Genomic DNA, 18629 nt, shown 5'->3' with positions numbered 1-18629 from the left:
CATGCACACTAAGAACGGAAGACGACATGTTTAAAAAAATACTGGAAGTGGCGCAGCAGGCAGTGGGCCTGGATGATTTTTCACAGTTGAAAAAAGGCTTGCGCGGCCTGACGCAGATTTCGACACCGCTGTGGGAGCGCGCCTGCGACTTTGTCTGCAATGGCGGCCATCCCGAGGTGCTGCTGGAACTGCAACAGGATGCGCCGCGCGCCGGCAAGCTGCTGGGCCGGCCGGGTCGCCTCATCAGCGGTTTTTACAGCTACAACATGGACAAGAAAGACGGCGCGCTGGCCTCCGAAAGCCTGCGCCACCGCCACCAGTTCCATGCGCAGTTCGATGCCGGCAAGCTCGATGCGGCGGTACTGACGCGCCTCGGCAAGTTGCTGCAGGCGGCAGACCAGGGCGACTCGCTGGACCGTACCGGCGCGCCCGTGCCCGACTGGCTGCACTATGTCGTCAACGACGCGCTGCACGCCAGCTTCGACGATACGCGCGCCACCGCCACCATCGTCAACCGGCGCGGCTGGCATGTCGGGCTGCTGGTGCGCCTGCTGGAAGCCGAAGGCGAGCCGGCCATCGCCGGCCTGCAGATGGTGTTCGAGCGCAGCGGCTTGTCCGACTATGAACGCGACCGCGCCTTGCCTTACCTGCTGGTGGCCGGCGCGCTGGACGAGTACATGCTGGCGCATGGCGAGCTGGTGGAGCAATTGCCAGGGCTGCTGTCGGCCAGCGGCAAGGTGCAGCTGGCCCGTCGCCTGGGTGGCGCGCCGGCGCTGGCCGACCGTTTTGCCGCCATCCTGGTGCGCCTGGCCGTCGATGGCGGCAAGACCGTGCGCACGGAAGCGGCGCCGCACCTGGCGGCGATACCCTCCGAGCGCCGCGTCGAGCTGCTGCGGCAATTGCTGGAAACGGGCAAGACGGAAGAGCGCACGCAGGCGGCCGAACTGCTGGGACGCAGCCTGGGGCCGCAACAGGCGGCACTGCTGGAAAGCGCATTGGCGGTGGAAACGAGCAAACCGGTGCAGGCGGCGCTGCGCAATGCGCTGTCCTGGCTCGGCGCGGCCAGCGATGCGGGCGCCAATCAATTGACGGTGGCGCCGCTGCCGCCCGCGCCACCGGCCACCCGGCTCGGTGACGACGCGCTGCAACTGCTGCGCGCCAATCACGCCGCGCTGCTGGCCAAGTATCGCATCGACGCGCAGCAGGAGCGCGAGGATAATCAGAGCGGCAAGCACAAATACAAATGGCAGCAGCAGGCCCTGAAACGCTACGAGGCGCTGAAGGACGAGTACCTGGTGGGCGCCATCCGCGTGCTCAATGGCGAAGGCCAGAAGGGTGACGACCAGCCTTTGAGGAACAACCTGGTGACCAGCGTGGTTGAATTGCAGGGCAAGCTGGCGGCCTTGCCGGAATTCGGCATGGCGCAGATGGCGCGCTGGATCATCGCCACGCGGCACAACAGCGTGCGCTTCTGGCACGACGGCTTCTTCCAGCAATGGCTGGCGCGCCAGGACCAGGCGGCGTTCGACCTGCGCCTGTTCGACCGCGCCATGCGCGAGGCGGGCGACCAGAACGACAGCGTGGCGATGGTCTGCCTGGCCAGCAGCTGGTGGGGCGGCAAGCCGCAGCAGATGCTGGACGCCGCCATGGTCTGGCCGCTGTTTGCCGAACGGCCGGAGCTGATCGACCAGGGCCTGGGCCTGCGCGCGGTGGAAAAGCGCCAGGGCGTGTCGGCGCCGGAACTGGGCACCACGCTGGAGATTCTGGCGATGTTCCCCACCTTGCCGGTGCAATGGCTGCCGCGCGTGATGGAGTTTGCGCTGGGCGAAGGCAAGCAGCACCGCGCCGCGGCCCAGCAGGTGCTGGCCGGCCTGCCGGACATCGGCAAGCGTGTGGCCGAGGCGCTGGGCTCGAGCAAGCAGGACATGCGCATCGGCGCGGCGCGCTGGCTGAGCGACCTCGATTACCGGGCCGCCGTGCCGGCCCTGTATGAAGCGCTGGACAAGGAATCGCGCGAGACCGTGATCGCCGCTTTACTGACGTCGCTGGAAAAGCTGGGCGAGGACCTGGCGCCGCGCCTGTCGCCCGAGGTGCTGCTGGCCGCCGCGCGCAAGGGCCTGAAGGGCAAGGCGCCGGTCGGCCTGGCGTGGTTTGCGCTGGACCTGCTGCCGGCCTGCCGCTGGCAGGATGGCGCGCCGGTCGAGCCGGACATTATCCGCTGGTGGGTGGTGCTGGCCTGCAAGTTGAAGGAGCCGGGCGGCAATGGCCTGCTGCTGCGTTATCTGAGCCTGCTCGACGAGGCCAGCCGCGCGGCGCTGGGCGAGACCATCCTGCGCCTGTTTATCGAGCACGATGTGCGCGGCCCGGCCATGGAGGTGGCCAACGCGCACGCGGCGGCGAACGCGCCAGGGCGCTACCAGAGCTACCAGGACAGCGCCAAGCGCTATCCGCAGTACTACAGCGCGCAGGGCAAGCTGACGCAAGAGCAGGTATTCGACGAGCTGCGGCGTGAAAAACTGTCCGAATACCTGGGCAGCGCGATCGGCGAAAAAGGCATCCTGGCGCTGGCTGCCTACACGCCGGGCCAGGTGGCGCTGACCCTGCTGCAAGCCTATCTGCGCGACCATTATCCGCGCCGCGCGCAGATCGAAGCCATGCTCGACGCGCTGGCCGACGGCCATGATCCGGCCGTGATCCAGCTCTTGCTGGGCATCGCGCGCCGCTACCGCACCGCCTCGGTGCAGGAAAAAGCGCGCCTGCTGGTCGAACGCATCGCACAGGGCAAGGGCTGGAGCCAGGATCAACTGGGCGACCGCACGATACCGACCGGCGGCTTCGACGACCATGGCCGCCTGGACCTGCCATATGGCGAACGGGTGTTCTACGTGACCCTGGACGGCGCCATGAAGCCGGTGCTGCACAACCCGGACGGCAAGGAAATCAAGGCCCTGCCTGAACCGCGCCAGGACGAGGCGCCGGAAGTGGCCAAGGAAGCCAAGCAGCAGCTGGCCAGCTGCAAGAAGGAGCTGAAACAGGTCATCACCATGCAGACGGCGCGCCTGTATGAGGCCATGTGCGCCGGCCGCGTGTGGCCGGCGCAGGAATGGCGCGAATACCTGCTGCTGCATCCGATCGCCGGCCGCCTGTTGCAGTCGCTGGTATGGATCAGTGAAGACGCGGCGGGAAAAACCCTGCTGCGTCCGAGCGAGGACGGCAGCCTGCTTGACGCGAACGACGATGAAGTCACGCTGGCGGAAGGCAGCCATGTGCGCCTGGCGCATGCCTCGCTGCTGGACGCGGAGACCATCGCCGCCTGGCAGAGCCACTTCAAGGACTACAAGCTCAAGCCGCTGTTCGACCAACTGACGCACCAGTTGCCGCCAGCCGAGCTGATTGTGGGCAACAGCATTGTCGACCGCGAGGGCTGGGTCGGCGACACCTTCGGCTTGCGCGGCGCGTTTGGCAAGCAGGGTTATCTGCGTGGCCAGGCCGAGGATGGCGGCGTGTTTACCGAGTATCACAAGGACTTCCCCAGCGCCGGCCTGCGCGCGCTGATCGAGTTTTCCGGCAGTGGCCTGCCCGAAGAGCAGATGGCGGCGGCGCTGAAAACGCTGGCCTTCTACCGCCTGCCGCAATCGTGGCGCGACGAGCCGCTGCCACTGGCCGAGGTGCCGCCGGTGCTGCTGGCCGAAAGCTATGCCGATTATCATGCGGTCGCCAGATCGACTGGCGGTTATGATGCGCAGTGGGAAAGCAAGATGCCATGGTAGACGAGAAAACCAAGATGACAGAACAGACCGACAAGCATGCGGTGCGCCGCAGCGCCGAGCAGCGCCATGCGGGCGAGCTCGAACGCCTGAAGGCGGCCGATACCGATCCGCGGCCCGAAGGCTGGCAGTTGTCGCCACGCGCGGTGCGCCGCTTTATCCTCGGCGACGCGGCGTTTGACGTCAGCCGCAAGTTCTATGGCGACGATCCGCTGGTCGACCGCGCCATCGTCACCCTGATGGGTCACCAGGGCCTGATGCTGGTGGGCGAGCCGGGCACGGCCAAGTCGCTGCTGTCGGAACTGCTGGCCGCCGCCATCAGTGGCGACTCGGCGCTGGCGATCCAGGGCACGGCCGGCACCACCGAGGACCATATCAAGTATTCGTGGAATTACGCGCTGCTGCTGGCCGAAGGGCCGAGCCGGCGCGCGCTGGTGCCGTCGCCCTTGTTCCAGGCGATGGAGGCGGGCAAGCTGGTGCGCTTCGAAGAGATCACGCGCTGCGCGCCCGAGATGCAGGATGTGCTCATTTCGCTGATGTCCGAGAAGCAGCTGATGATCCCCGAGCTGGGCGGCGACGCGCGCGTGCATGCGCGGCGCGGTTTCAATATTATCGCCAGCGCCAACCTGCGCGACCGGGGCGTGCATGAAATGTCGTCGGCACTGAAACGCCGCTTCAATTTCGAGACCGTCAAGCCGATCCGCGACCATGGCTTCGAGGTGGAGCTGGTGATGCGCCAGCTTGAACGCGAGCTGGCCGCCATCGGCGCCACCGTGGTGGTGGGCCGCGAGGTGGTCGAACTGCTGGTGACCACCTTCCAGGAACTGCGCGCCGGCCAGACCCGCGAAGGGGCGGCCATCAAGACGCCGGACGCCGTGATGTCGAGCGCGGAAGCGGTCAACCTGGTGTATGCGGCCTCGCTCGAAGCGCTGCATTTCGGCGACGGCGTGCTGCGCCCGCGCGAGCTGGCCAACCAGCTTCAGGGCGTGGTGTTGAAGGACAACGCCGACGACATCAAGCGGGTGCGCCATTATTTCGACACCGTGGTGCGCGAGCGGGGCCGCCGCGACGACCTGTGGAAACACTTCGGCGAGGCGGCGCGCCAGCTATGGCTGTAGCATTGCCGGCCAGCCTGATGGCGGCGCGCGAAAAACTGCACGCCAACGGCCTGTATTTCGCGCCGCTGCGCCATCACAGCCCGGCCTGCGCGTTTGCCTTGCAAGCCATGCTGCGCGAGCTGCGGCCAGCCGCCGTGCTGATCGAAGGCCCGGACGGCTTCAACGACATGCTGCCCTTGCTGCTGGACCAGCGTACGCGCCCGCCGGTGGCGCTGCTGTGCCAGTCCAGCGAACCAGGCGAAGACGGCGCCGCGCGCACGCGTTCGGCGTTCTTCCCGTTCTGCGACTACAGCCCGGAATGGGTAGCCTTGGTCACCGGGCAGGAGGTAGGCGCACAACTGTCATTCATCGACCTGCCATGGCAGGCGCGGGCGGATAAAACGCAAGAGGATCAGGAGGCGCGCAGCCTGATGGCCGAACGCTACCTGGCCCACAGCACTTACCTCAACGCGCTGGCGCGCCAGGCCGGTTGCCGCGACCAGGATGAATTGTGGGACCATCTGTTCGAGTCGCGCTCGCGCGCGGCCTTGCTCGACTGGCGCAGCCTGTTCGGCGACGTGTTTTCCTACTGCGCCATGGCGCGCCTCGACTATGAACCGGCGGTGCTGGAAGCGGAAGGCAGCTTGCCGCGCGAACGCCATATGGCGTCCCATATCGCACGCTGGCGCGGCCAGGTCGACGGCCCCATCGTGGTCGTGACGGGCGGCTTTCATACCAGCGCGCTGATCGACCTGCTGGAACAGGCCAGGCCGATTTCAGGCACGCCGGCGGCCGCCCCCAGCTGGCTGATACGCTACAGCTTCGAGCGTCTCGATGCCTTGAACGGCTATGGCGCCGGCATGCCGGCGCCGGCCTACTACCAGGCCGTGTGGGACGCGCTGCAAACGCCTGGCGGCGAGCATCACCTGGCGGTGGCCGTCGACCAGCTGACCCGGTTGGCGCAGCACAGCCGTGCGCGCGGGCTGCAGGACCGCATCTCGACGGCCGAGGTGCAGGCGGCCGTGCTGCAGGCGGCGCGGCTGGCGGCCTTGCGCGGCCATGCGGGGCCGGGCCGGCAGGACCTGCTCGACGCCATGCGCTCGTGCTTTGTGAAAGGCGCCATCGACGACGGCATGCAGGGCTTGATGACGGACGTGCGGCGCCAGATGACGGGCAGCCGCCTGGGCGACGTGCCGCCCTCGGCCGGTTCGCCGCCGCTGGTGGAGGATGCGCGCGCGCTGGCGCGCCGCCATGGCTTGCGCCTGGACGATGGCGAGCCGCGCCTGGCGCGGCTGGACCTGTACCGCAAGGAGCGCCACCGCCGGCGCAGCCAGTATTTCCAGCTGATGCAGTATCTCGATGCCGGCCTGGCAAAGTGGCAGGGCGGGCCGGATTTCCTGACCGGCGGCCGGCTCGAACTGCTGTTCGAGGAATGGTCGTATGCATGGACGCCGCTGGTCGAAGCGCGCCTGATCGAGTTGTCGGGTGACGGCGCGACGCTGCTTGAAGTGGCGCTGGCGCGGCTGCTGCGCGAGGAACAGGCGCTGGGCGCGGAAGGGCGCGCCAGGTCCGCCGGCAGCGCGGCCGCCTTGCTGGTGCGCGCCTGCGTGATCGGCCTGCATGAACGCCTGCCCGGGCTGCTCGACCTGCTGTCGCAGCATCTCGACGATGACGGCGACTTCGCTTCCGTGGTCGCTTGCGGCCATGCGCTGGTGACCTTGTGGCGCGCGCGCGAGCCGCTGGGCGTGCGCGAGCATCCGGGCGTGCTGCAGCTGATGCGGCGCGCCTGGCCGGCGGCGCTGTTTTTGCTGCCGGCCCTGGCCGATGTGGACCAGCATGCGGAAAGCGCGCAAGTGGGGCAGCTGCTGGCGCTGCGCGAATTTGGCCGTGCGGCGCGCAGCGCCTTGCCAGCAGAAGAAGCGCAGCTGGCGTTTGAAACGGCCGACCTGCACCGCCATCTGGACGGCCTGGCGCGGCGCGCCGACTGCGCGCCCGGCATCTGCGGCGCGGCCAGCGCGCTGCTGTTTCTCGATGGCGCATGGAGCGAGGCTCAGTTGTCGCAGCTGCTGGAACAGCGCTTCGGCGCGGGCGCCACGCCGCAGGACGCGGTGCGGTTCTTGTCCGGCCTGATGGCCGCCGCACCGGAGCTGCTGCTGACGCAGCCAGGTTTGCGGCGCAGCTTCAATCAACTGGTGGGCAGCTGGGACGAAACGAGCTTCATTCAGTACCTGCCCGATCTGCGGCTGGCGTTTACAGGCCTGAAACCGCAGGAAACGGGCGAACTGGCCGAAGCGCTGGCGCTGCTCAATGGCGCCGCGCCCGAGCACTTGCAGGCCGAACTGCATTACGACGTCAGCGAGGCCGAGATGCTGGCCGGCGGGCGCCTGAACGCGGCGCTGGCCGCCTGCCTGGAGCGCGACGCGCTGGCGGGCTGGTTGAACATGACACCGGAGGCGCCGCATGGCTGACCATCAAGACAATGCCGAACTGCTGCGCCGCTGGCGGCTGATCCTGGGGCGCTATGCGCAGCCCTTGCAAGGCGAAGCGTGGTCGGCCCAAGATGGCCGGTTGGACGCCAGCCTCGATTATCTGTATGGCCGCGAATATGAACGCAAGGGCATGCTGCGTGGCGGCAGCGCCGGCGCGGGCGGCTCGCTGGACCCGAGCCAGCTGCGCGCCATCGACTGGTTGAACCAGGCGCGTAAACTCTTTCCGCAGGAGGTGTACGAGCGCGTGCAGGGCCATGCGATCGAACGCTATGAATTGAGTGGCCTCTTGCGCGACCCGTCCGTGCTGGCCAGCCTGGAGCCGAACCAGGCGCTGGCGCGCGCCCTGATCGGCATGCGCGGGCGCCTGAGCGCCAACATGACGGACGCCGTGCGCGCCATTATCCGCCGCGTGGTCGAGGAAATCACCGAGCGGCTGCGCAAGGATTTCGTCAATGCCGTGACGGGGCGGCGCAACCGCTTTCGCCGCAGCCAGATCAACAGCGCGCAGAACTTCGACTGGCGCGCCACCATCGCCGCCAACCTGAAACACTACGACACGGCCAGCGCACGCATGGTGATCGCGCGGCCCATCTTCAATGCGCGTGTCAGGCGCAGCCTGCCGTGGGACGTGATCCTGTGCGTCGACCAGAGCGCCTCGATGATGGACTCGGTGATCTACGCGGCGGTGGTGGCCGGCATTTTGTCCGGCCTGCCGGCCGTCAATGTGCGCCTGGTAGTGTTCGATACCAGCGTGGTCGACCTGACGCACCTGGCCAGCGATCCGGTCGAAGTGCTGCTGACGGTGCAGCTGGGCGGCGGCACCAATATCGGCCGCGCGGTGCAGTATTGCGAACAGCTGGTGGTCAATCCGCAGCGCACGGTGATGGCCCTGATCAGCGACTTCGAGGAGGGCGCGCCACCGGGGCCGCTGCTGGCCTCCTTGAAGCGCATGGCCGAATCGCGCGTGACCTTGCTGGGCCTGGCAGCGCTGGACGAGCGCGCCCAGCCCGTCTATGACCGCGGCATGGCGCAGCGCCTGGCCGACCAGGGCATGCACGTGGCCGCGCTGACGCCACAGCATTTCGCCGAATGGCTGGCCGAGGTGATGCAATGAGCTGGCAGGCGGTGTACCGCAGCTTCGACGACGACAGCCTGGCGACCCTGGCCAATGCTGGCCTGCTGCGACGCGCCCTGAAGGACGTGGAGGCGGGCAAGGTCGACTGGCAGGCGCAAGCGGGCGGTGTGGTGCTGGCCGATGGCCAGCAAGTGACGCTGGACGCCGGCGGGCCGCAAAAGGGGCGCTGCGATTGTCCGGCGCCCGGCATCTGCAAGCATATCCTGGCAGCCAGCGTGTGGCTGCGCGACCGGCCCGATGACGACGCCGATGCCGGCGCAGCCGCCGCGCCCGATGTGCTGGAAGAGGTGCTGGCGCAGGACAGCGCGCTGCTGTGCAAGCAGGCCGGCAAGCCGGCCGTGCGCCAGGCGCTGGCCTGGCTGCTTGACGGCGACCAGGTAGAGGCGACGGTGGTCAACGCCCGGCTGCAGATCGAACTGCCGGCCTTGCAGCTTGCCTGCAGCTACCTGTGCGGCGCCGGCTACGAGGGCATGGTGTCGGACACGCCGCTGAAGATACGCAAGGCGCTGCATTTGTATGCGCTGGCCTGCGTCTGGCGCGCCCATGGCCGCGAGTTTGCATGGCCGGCGGGGATGGACGCGGCGCCGGCCGAGGTAGTGCAGGGCGTCAGCAGCTCGGAACTGCTGTTCCTGGCCCAGGTGCGCCGGCTGCTGGGCGAGCTGTATGACAATGGCCTGTCGCACGCCAGCGCGATCGCGGCCGGCCAGCTGCGCGCGCTGACCATGTCGGCGCGCGGCGAAAACCTGCCGCGCCTGGCCGCCATGCTGCGTGGCCTGGGCGGCACGCTGGACCTGCTGGTGCGGCGCGACTATCACGCCAGCGAGCGGCTGGCGTTCGACGAAATGGCGTCGATTTACGCGCTGTGCGCGGCGTTGGAACAGGCCACCGGCCAGTCCTTGCAGCGGCTGCGCGGGCAAGCGCGGCGCAGCTTCGACGCCGCCGGCGACGCGCCATTGGAATTGCTGCCGCTGGGCGCCTGGTGGTGGGAAACGCGCGGTGGCGCGCATGGCCTCACCCTGGCGTTCTGGGATCACCAGGCGGGCCGGATACTGCAGGCGGTGCTGGCGCGGCCCGACGGCAGCGACCGTTCATTTACGCGCGAATCGAGCTGGAATGCCATCAGCTTGTGGCAGGGCGCCGGCAGCGTGCATCGCCTGTGCGAGCAGGGCCTGCTGCTTGCCGGCGCCTCGCTGGCCGGCGATGGCCGCATCGCCATGGACAGCCAGGCGCGCGCCAGCACCATGCCATTGTGGGAACTCGACGATGAACGCTGGCAGCAGCTTGGTTTTGCCGACTGGGCGGCGCTGTCCGCCTTCCTCGGCGAAAACGTCGGGTTGACCGCGCAGCCGGTCGACTGCGTGCTGCTGCGGCCCAGCGCGGTGGCCGCGCCCCTGCTCGATGAAGTGCGCCAGCAGCTGGACTGGCAGGTGTTCGACGCCAGCGGCGCCGTGTTGAACCTGGTGATACCGGCGCAGGAGGCGCTGCGCCCGCGCATCACGCGGCTGCAGGCGGCCGTCACCGATGGCGCCGATATCCGCGCCGTGCTGGCCAGCCGCGCGCGCGATGAGCCGGATCGCTGGCAGCCGGTGGCGCTGCTGATCGCCAAGAACGGCAAGCTGCGCGTGGTGTCGCTCGATTTCGCCGTCGACGCGGGCAAGCTGCCATCGGCGCTGGCGCGCTTTTTCAAGAGCCTGGCCGGCACCAGCATGGCGCCGCCGGTAGTGAAACCAACCTCGGGCCTGTCGCTGGTATTGGCGCAGGTAGTCGACCGGCTGGCGCTGCAATCGCGCAGCGGCAGGCCGCGCCTGGAGCCGGAGGCTGCAAACGAGCTGGCCCGCCATGGCGCTACCTTGCGCGCGCTGGGGCTGGACCTGCCGGCCAGTTTTCTGGCGGACTATGTCAACGCGCCGCACGCTTCCCAGGCACTGCGCCTGGCCTATGTCTGTACCACCTGCATCGCGCTGGAGACTGCCGCGTAAATTACTGGCATCAGGGCTGGCGCGCCTGCAGCGCCGCCAGTTCGGCCCTGGCTTTTTCCAGCTTGCCTTCGAGCCTGGCGATGCGCTTCGGCTGCTTGTTCGCTTCCTGCGCCAGGCGCGGCGAGCGTTCGGTCCGGCATGATTGCGCGCCGCAGCCGCGAGCCGCGCGCTGTCTTGCAGGCGGCTTCGGCTACCATGGCGGCTGCACATTTTTCCAGATGACCCATGCTGAAATATCTCCTGGCTTTTTCCCTGATGCTGCCGGCGGCGGCGATGGCGCAGCAACAACGCCAGCACCCGGCGCTGGTGCCGTTCGACATGAGCGGTCTTGATGCGCTGCGCCAGAAAGTCGACGCGGTGGTCAACCGGCCGGCCGACCTGTCAGCCGGCAAGGTCGCCGCGTTTGAACAGGCGCGCGCCGGCGCGCAGGCCGGCGATGCGGCGGCCCAGCTGCAACTGGCCGGCATGCTGCACGACGGCCAGGGCACGCCGCGCGACCGCGATGCCAGCCTGGTCTGGCTGAAAAAATCGGCCGAAGGCGGCGATGGCACGGCGCAGTCCATCCTCGGCGTGACGCTGACGCACGGCCAGGGCGTGGCGGTGGACCGCAAGCAGGGTCAATACTGGCTGCGCAAGGCGGCGGCGCAAGGCGTCGAGCAGGCTCACATCACCCTGGCGCTGCAATACGAAACCATCCACAGTAGTCCCGAGGAACGCGCGCATGCGCTGCACTGGCTGAAGATACATGCCGAAAACGGCTACTTCCCGGCCTATAATGAGATCGGCTACCGGCTCATGATGACGGCCACCGACGAGGCCCAGCGCAAGGAGGCGTTCGGCTGGTACACGCAGGCGGCCAAGGCGCTCGATCCGCCTGGACTGAACAATGTCGCCTACTCGTATGAAGTGGGGCAGGGCGTGGCGCAAAGCGACGAGGCGGCGCTGGGCTGGTATGAAATGGCGGCGATCGCCAAAAGTCCGCCCGGCCAGACCGGCTTTGCGCGCCTGCTCGAGCAGGGCCGTGGCGGGCCGACCCGGCAAGGGCCGGCGCCGCCGCCGTTCGCGCTGTACCTGCTGGCCGCGCGGCAGGGCGACGTCGAGGCGATGGAGCGTCTGGTGAAAGTGTATGAACATGGCGAGCTGGGGCAAGCTGCCGATCCGGCACAGGCGGCGGCATGGCGCGAAAAACTGGCGCAAGCGAAGGCCGCAGGCGGCTTGCCGAGGTAGGATGCCGGGTTGGCGTGATATGATATTTGTTATCGATAACAATATGATGAGAGACTCATGAATCCCGATTTCCGTTCCAAGAGCATGCTCGAGCAGCATATCCTGCAGACGATGCGGTTTTACCATCCGCGCGCGCTCGACGCCAGCGGCGGTTTTTACCATTTCTTCCTCGACGACGGCACTATCTACGACACCACCACGCGCCACCTGGTCAGCAGCACGCGCTTCATCTTCAATTACGCCATGGCCTACCGCCAGTTCGGCGACGACGACTACCAGGCCGCGCTGCGTCATGGGGTGGCCTTCCTGCGCGATGTGCACCGCAACCCGGAAACCGGCGGCTACGCCTGGCAGCTGACGTGGCAGGATGGCGTGAAAACCGTGCAGGACGGCGCCAACCACTGCTATGGCCTGGCCTTCGTGCTGCTGGCCTACGCGCATGCGCTTGCCGCCGGCATGCAGGAAGCGCGCGCGTATCTCGACGAGACGTTCGAGCTGATGGAGCAGCGCCTGTGGCTGCCCGAGCACGGCCTGTATGCCGATGTGGCCAGCGCCGACTGGGCAACCCTCGACGGCTACCGCGGCCAGAACGCCAATATGCACGCTTGCGAAGCGATGCTGGCGGCCTTCGAGGCGACCGGCGAGGCGCGCTACCTGCACCGCGCCGAAACGCTGGCGCACAATATCACCGTGCGCCAGGCTGGCCTGGCCGATGGCATGATCTGGGAGCATTACAAACCCGACTGGTCGATCGACTGGGACTACAACCTGCACGACAAGAGCAATATCTTCCGCCCCTGGGGCTACCAGCCCGGCCACTTTACGGAATGGGCCAAGCTGCTGCTGATCATGGAACGCCACGCCAAATTCATGGCCGGGCCATCGGACTGGCTGCTGCCGCGCGCGCGCGAACTGTTCGACACCGCCCTGGCCAAAGCCTGGGACCACACGCATGGCGGCATCCATTACGGCTTCGGCCCGCAGGATGAGATCTGCGATGGTGACAAGTATTTCTGGGTGCAGGCCGAAAGCTTTGCCGCTTGCGCCGTGCTGGCCCGGCGCACCGGCGATGAAAGCTACTGGCAGACTTACGACAGGATCTGGGACTACAGCTGGAAGCACTTCGTCGACCATGACCACGGCGCCTGGTACCGCATCCTGACGCCCGACAATCAGAAGATCAGCAATGAGAAAAGCCCGGCCGGCAAGACCGATTACCACACCATGGGCGCCTGCTATGAAGTGCTGAACGTGATCGGCGGTGCGGCATGAGCGGCTTTCCTTCCTTTGTCTCGGCCGGCGAAGCGCTGACCGACATGCTGCGCACCGGCAGCGACCAGTGGCGCAGCCAGGTTGGCGGCTCGACCTGGAACGTGGCGCGCGTGATGGCCAGGCTGGGCGTGCCGAGCGCCTTTGCCGGCGCCGTCAGCCTCGATGTGTTCGGTGACGCGCTGGCCAAGGCCAACGACGCGGCCGGTCTCGATGCGCGCTTCCTGCAGCGCTACGCCAAGTCGCCGCTGCTGGCCATCGTGCATGAGCTGCATCCGCCGACCTATTACTTTATCGGCGATGACAGCGCCGACCTGCATTTCGACGCGGCGCAGCTGCCGGCCGGCTGGATGCAGGGCGCGCAATGGGTGCACTTCGGCGGCATCAGCCTGGCGCGCGAACCGCTGGCCGGCAAGCTGGTGGCGCTGGCCGAGGCGCTCAAGGCGGCTGGCGTGAAGATCAGCTATGACCCCAATTTCCGCGTGATGATGGACGAACGCTACGACGCCACGCTGGCGCGCATGACGGCGCTGGCCGATGTGGTGAAAGTATCCGATGAAGACCTGGCGGGCCTGTTCCGCCACGACCGGATCGACGCCTCGTTTGCCCAGCTGCGCAGCTGGAACCCGCAGGCGACTTTCCTGTACACGCGCGGCGCCGCTGGCGCATCGCTTTATCAGGGCGAGCGCAGCTGGCAGGCGTCGCCACCGAAGATCGAGGTGGTCGATTCGGTGGGCGCCGGCGACGCCAGCATCGGCGGCCTGCTGTACAGCCTGATGTACCGTCCCGGCGTCGACGGCGGCGAGCATCTGCGCTACGCCGTGGCGGCCGGCGCGGGCGCCTGCCTGGCCGCCGGCGGCTCGCCGCCATCGGTGGAGCTGATCGAATCGCTGGCGGCGCGCACCGTGCTTTTCGTTTAGCTTTCAATCCCTGTTTGACGCAGTCTTGATCTGCGTCAAACAGTAGCCGTACTTCCGGCTTTCCCTACCTTGCGGCGAGTAGACGTCCTACACACTCGCCCCTGTCCCTTGCCTAGAATTTGAGCCTCGGCTGTCGCGGTCCTGTCGTGATCGCGCCGCCGTCTCTCTTTATTCACGTCGACTCACAGGAGAATGACATGGCCAGCAATCAAGGTAATCAAGGCGGTAATCAAGGCGGCAACCAGGGCAAGCAGGGCGGCAAGCAGGACGACCAGGATGATCAAGGCGGTTCCGGCGGCAGCCGCCAGTCGGGCGACACCAGCAACCGCGGCTTCGCCTCGATGGACCCGGACAAGCAGCGCGAGATCGCCGCCGAAGGTGGCCGCGCCGCCCACGCCTCGGGCCGCGCGCACGAGTTCACGTCCGAAGAGGCGCGCGCCGCCGGCGCCCAGAGCCACAAGAACGATGGCAACCGCCAGAGCGATGACAGCGAAGGCGGCAGCGGCGGCAAGTCGGGTGCCGGGTCGGGCTCCGGCTCCGGTTCGGGCGCTTCCGGCGGCACCCGTGGCGGCACCCCCGAGCAGCACGCCGCAGCGGGCCGCCAGAGCCACAAGAACGATGGCGGCAAGCAGGGCGGCTGATCGCCGCGTTCAAAGCTGACGACTTCCCGGCGCACCGCCGTGCGCCGTTATCCTTCGGAGAAACCCACATGGCCACCCAATCCCATCAGGCAGATGCCATGGCCCAGGACGGCGATATCGACGCGCTCGAATTGCTGGCCCAGGACCACCAGAACGTCAAGGAACTGTTCGAACAATACGAAGCCCTCAGCGACCGTTCGCTGGTCAGCAAGCGCAAGCTGGCGCTGAAGATCTGTACCGAGCTGAGCAAACATGCCACCGCGGAGGAGGAACTGTTTTACCCGGCCGTGCGCAAGGCCGCGCGAAGCAACCAGGACCTGGTCGACGAGGCGCGCGTCGAGCACGCGTCGGCCAAGGAGCTGATCGCGCAGATCGTCTCGATGGCGCCGGGCGAAGACCTGTATGACGCGAGGGTCAAGGTGCTGTCCGAGCAGATCGCCCACCATGTCGAGGAAGAGGAAAACGAGATCTTCCCGGCCGCGCGCGAGGCCAAGATCGACCTGCTGGAGCTGGGCCGCCAGATTGTGGCGCGCAAGGCGGAAATCGAGCTGCCCGAGATGCAGATGCAAGGCGGGCAGGGCATGGCGCCGCCGGCATCGTCGATCGGGCAGCAGGGCGCGCTATAAGGCAGGCTTGGCGGCTGCCGCTGTCGATGCGCGCGCCATCAGCGTAAACGCCAGCAACTGGTGCGTGGCGGGCGCGACGTCGCCGGCGCGGCGCTGGCGTATCTCGTCGAGCACCAGGGTCACGGCGGCGCGCGCCATGGCGGCGATCGGCTGGTGGATGGTGCTCAGTTCGGGCCACACGGTGGTGGCCACCGGCGTGTCGTCGTAGCCGCAGACGGCCAGCTGCTGCGGCACCGCCAGGCCCATGCCGTGCGCCACGGCCAGGGTGGCGGCCGCCATATCGTCGTTGCTGGCGAAGATGGCGCTGGGCCGCGTCGGCGCCTCCAGCAGCCGACGCGCCGCCTCCAGGCCCGAGCGGTAGGTAAACATGCCTTGCGCCAGCCGGTATGGCGGCACGGCCAGCCCCGCTTCCCGCATCGCATCGATAAACGCCTGCTGGCGCAGCAGGGCTGGCGTATGGGCCGGGTCGCCACGGATAAAGCCGATATCGCGGTGGCCGAGCGCCAGCAGGTGGCGCGTCATCGCCAGCGCACCCTGGTAGTCGTCAATGCGCACGGCGGAAATCGCCGGCGAGGGCTGGCCGGTGGCCACCGCGATCGACGGCATGCCGATGCGGTTCAGGCGCGCCTGCACCTGGCGCGAGTCGCACAGCGGCGGCGGGATCAGGATGCCGTCCACGCCGGCCGCCACCAGCTTGTCGATGGCGGCGCGCTGGCCGCCGCTGTCGGTGCAGCGTTCGAGCAGCAGCTGGCCGCCGCTCTGGCTGCATTGCTCCATGGCGCCGACCAGGAATTCGCTGAGGTAGGCGGCGCTGGGATTGCTGTACAACAGGCCGATGCGCAGGGTGCCGGTGCGCGCGGCCCGCGCCGCCAGGTTGGGCTGGTAGCGCAGCGCGGCGATCGCCGCGTCGACCTTGCCGCGCGTGGCGGCGCTGACGCTGGCGCGTCCGTTGATCACGCGCGACACCGTCATGGCCGATACGCCGGCCAGGCGCGCCACGTCGTGCACGGTGGCGCCGGCCGGCGCGTCGATGGCCGTGGTGGGAGAGGTCGCCATCCTATTCCAGATGGCCGCCGAACTTCAGCTTGCCGCTGATGCGCATGCCGTGCAGCTGGCCTGCTTCCGGTCCGGCCGCGCCGCTGCGCTGTACCGTGTCGCGCCGCGCCAGGCCCACCGACAGAATATCGAGCATCATCAGCTGCAGCAGGCGCACGATCATCGGCACGAAGTTCAGGTTGCCTTCCGGGTGGTTCAATGTCAGCAGCACGTCGGCCTGGCGCGACAGCGGCGAGCCGCTGGCCGTAATGGCCAGCACGCGCGCGCCGCAGCCCTGCGCCACTTTCACCGTGCGCAGCAGTTCGGGCAGGGCGCCCGAGCGCGAAATCACCAGCGCCACGTCGCCCGGTTTCAGCATGGCCGCGCTCATTTCCTGCGCCTGCTGGTCGGCAAAATAGCTGCTGACGATGCCCAGGTTGAGCAGCTTGTGCTGCATGTCGTCGGCCACCACGCGCGCGCTGCCCACGGCCAGCAATTCCACCCGGCGCGCGTCGCGCAGCATGTCGATCGCTTCGGTCAGCGCTTTCACGTCCAGCATGTCGCGCATGGCCAGCGCGGCCGAGGCGCTGTTGCCCAGCACCTTGCGCGCCAGTTCGGCGTCCGAGTCCGACATCTCCACATGGCAGTGCGCCACCGTGATGGCGCCGCCGGTCAGGCCCGAGGCCAGTTTCAATTTGAAGTCGGCCAGTCCCTGCACGCCGATCGAGCGGCAAAAGCGCATCACGGTCGGCTGGCTCACGCCCACGCGCAGGGCGATTTCGGCAATCGGCAAGGTCAGCATGGCGTTCGGTTCCTTCAGCACCCAGTCGGCCACCTTGCATTCTGACGGGCTCATGCGCGCGCGCGCCTGACGCACCGAATCGAGCACCGGCGCACCAGAATTTGCCCGCTTGAGCTTTTGCGCCAGGATGGCGGCGATGCCCAGGAAGGTCGGCAGTTCGGCGGTGATCAGAAAGGTGGGAATCTGCGCCAGGTAGTCGTTCAGGCGGCCCTTCTGTTCGAAGCGCGCGCGGAACTGCGAGCGCTCGAACAAGGGGCCCAGGCGCGGCACGATGCCGCCGCCGATATAGATGCCGCCCAGCGCCCCCAGCGTCATGGCGACATTGCCGGCGATGGAGCCGAGGATGGCGCAGAAGCAGTCGACCGCTTCCAGGCACACCGCGCAATCGCCGGCCAGCGCCCGGCTGGTGATTTCAAACGCCGGCAGCGGCTGCGCGTCGGTCACGCCGGCGCGCTCCGACAGGGCGCGGTAGATCAGTTCCAGGCCGCGGCCGGACGCCAGCCGTTCGGCCGAGACGTGCGACAGTTCGCGCCAGGCATACGACAGCACGTCCATCTCGCGCTGGTCGCACGGCGCAAAGCTGACGTGGCCGCCTTCGCTACCGAGCGCGATCCAGCGGTCTTCGGCCGGTATCATGCCCGACACGCCCAGGCCCGTGCCCGAGCCGAGCAGGCCGATCACGCTGTCGGCGCGCGCCATGCCGCCGCCGATCTGCATGCGCTGGTCGGGCCGCAGATAGGGCAGGGCCATGGCCAGCGCCGTGAAATCATTCACCACCAGCAAGGTGTCGAGGCCCAGCGCCGCGCGCATCGCTTCGATCGAGAAGAACCAGTGGTGGTTCATCATGCGGATATTGTCGTCGTCGATCGGGTTGGCAATCGCGATGGCCGCGTGGCGTATGCGTGCCGAACCGGCGGCGCGCGCCTCGGGGCTGGCGATATAGGCGTTGATCGCGTCAAGCAGCGAGGCGTAGTCGTCGCAGGGCAGCACGGCCACCGCTTCCAGGTGGCCTTGCCGCGTTTCCAGCACGAAGCGGGCGTTGGTGCCGCCGATATCGGCCAGCAGGCGCGGACCATCGGTAAAACGGTCGGCCGCCTCGCTGCCGGCTATTTCTGTTCTTTCATCAATTCTCATGGCGGCGTTCTTGTCTCGTTTGTGTGCGCCGTCTTTGCGGCGCAACTGTCGTTATGGTGAAAGCACGGATTTTAGAGTGTATACGCCGTGCGTGCCAGATAATGGCGACACGCTTTTCGCAGCGGTTTTGCGCGAATAAAAAGTGGTTTGCGCAAACGTAAAAATAGTCAAATAAACTGTGTCAGACTAGTCGTAGGATTACAACATAATATGTTGATATTTGTTCGTAGTATAGTTACTATGTCTCTGCTGGAAAGATTTCTGGCCAGTACATTCGGCCACGAAGTACTAGAAAAAAACAACTACTGAGGAGACTTACCCATGCTGCATCGCAACATGTTGAAGGCCGCTTTGAAAGCGCTGCCTGCCGCCATCGTTTTAGCCATCGCCAGCGGCTCGGCCATGGCAGACCCGATGTACCCGACCGATTCCGAAGGCTTCCACGGCTACCTGCGCGCTGGCGCCGGCAGCAACACCTCCAGTGACGGCGGCTCACAAGGCTGCTTCG

12 protein-coding genes and 1 pseudogene are annotated in these 18629 nt (G+C 67.4%); 11 read left to right on the top strand and 2 right to left on the bottom strand.

Annotated elements, in window-relative coordinates:
• The first annotated feature begins 26 nt into the window (after positions 1-26).
• From ASR47_RS09905 to ASR47_RS09860, 10 genes are all read left to right on the top strand, one after another.
• Positions 27-3770 carry a DUF4132 domain-containing protein gene (locus ASR47_RS09905; RefSeq protein WP_065307612.1) on the top strand — a complete coding sequence of 1248 codons (3744 nt, stop codon included), beginning with the start codon at positions 27-29 and terminating at the stop codon, positions 3768-3770.
• Positions 3764-4885, top strand: a complete 1122-nt coding sequence (locus ASR47_RS09900; RefSeq protein ID WP_245714313.1) for an ATP-binding protein — start codon at positions 3764-3766, stop codon at positions 4883-4885. The genes ASR47_RS09905 and ASR47_RS09900 overlap by 7 nt, the downstream gene beginning before the upstream one ends.
• Positions 4876-7332: a DUF5682 family protein gene (locus ASR47_RS09895; RefSeq protein WP_065307611.1), complete on the top strand. Its 2457-nt coding sequence runs from the start codon at positions 4876-4878 to the stop codon at positions 7330-7332. The genes ASR47_RS09900 and ASR47_RS09895 overlap by 10 nt, the downstream gene beginning before the upstream one ends.
• Positions 7325-8467, top strand: a complete 1143-nt coding sequence (locus ASR47_RS09890) for a VWA domain-containing protein (protein ID WP_065307610.1) — start codon at positions 7325-7327, stop codon at positions 8465-8467. The genes ASR47_RS09895 and ASR47_RS09890 overlap by 8 nt, the downstream gene beginning before the upstream one ends.
• Entirely contained in the window at positions 8464-10467 is a 2004-nt protein-coding gene (locus ASR47_RS09885) for an SWIM zinc finger family protein (RefSeq protein ID WP_065307609.1), read from the top strand. The genes ASR47_RS09890 and ASR47_RS09885 overlap by 4 nt, the downstream gene beginning before the upstream one ends.
• 225 nt (positions 10468-10692) lie before the next feature.
• Positions 10693-11694, top strand: coding sequence for a tetratricopeptide repeat protein (locus ASR47_RS09880; RefSeq protein ID WP_065307608.1), 1002 nt, complete (start codon positions 10693-10695; stop codon positions 11692-11694).
• A gap of 57 nt (positions 11695-11751) precedes the next feature.
• Positions 11752-12966: an AGE family epimerase/isomerase gene (locus ASR47_RS09875; RefSeq protein WP_065307607.1), complete on the top strand. Its 1215-nt coding sequence runs from the start codon at positions 11752-11754 to the stop codon at positions 12964-12966.
• On the top strand, positions 12963-13883 hold the full coding sequence (locus ASR47_RS09870; protein WP_065307606.1) for a carbohydrate kinase family protein: 921 nt from the start codon (positions 12963-12965) through the stop codon (positions 13881-13883). The genes ASR47_RS09875 and ASR47_RS09870 overlap by 4 nt, the downstream gene beginning before the upstream one ends.
• A gap of 197 nt (positions 13884-14080) precedes the next feature.
• Positions 14081-14524 (top strand): KGG domain-containing protein, encoded by a 444-nt coding sequence (locus ASR47_RS09865; protein WP_065307605.1) that lies wholly within the window; start codon positions 14081-14083, stop codon positions 14522-14524.
• Between the two features lie 68 nt (positions 14525-14592).
• Positions 14593-15150, top strand: coding sequence for a hemerythrin domain-containing protein (locus tag ASR47_RS09860; protein WP_065307604.1), 558 nt, complete (start codon positions 14593-14595; stop codon positions 15148-15150).
• Here the strand turns inward: ASR47_RS09860 and ASR47_RS09855 are convergent.
• Both ASR47_RS09855 and ASR47_RS09850 read right to left on the bottom strand, forming a co-directional pair.
• Positions 15145-16206, bottom strand: coding sequence for a LacI family DNA-binding transcriptional regulator (locus ASR47_RS09855; protein ID WP_082988844.1), 1062 nt, complete (start codon positions 16204-16206; stop codon positions 15145-15147). The genes ASR47_RS09860 and ASR47_RS09855 overlap by 6 nt on opposite strands.
• A 1-nt stretch (position 16207) precedes the next feature.
• Positions 16208-18121 carry a glucokinase gene (locus tag ASR47_RS09850; RefSeq protein ID WP_065307603.1) on the bottom strand — a complete coding sequence of 638 codons (1914 nt, stop codon included), beginning with the start codon at positions 18119-18121 and terminating at the stop codon, positions 16208-16210.
• 321 nt (positions 18122-18442) lie between these two features.
• Between ASR47_RS09850 and ASR47_RS09845 the strand changes: the two are divergent.
• Positions 18443-18629 (top strand): annotated as a pseudogene (locus ASR47_RS09845) (carbohydrate porin); the annotation flags it as partial.

Origin of the sequence: Janthinobacterium psychrotolerans, from assembly GCF_001677885.1 — a bacterium.
Lineage (GTDB): Bacteria > Pseudomonadota > Gammaproteobacteria > Burkholderiales > Burkholderiaceae_D > Janthinobacterium > Janthinobacterium psychrotolerans.
The sequence above is the reverse complement of the archived record's forward strand: the minus strand, read 5'-3'. Positions and strand labels throughout refer to the sequence as shown.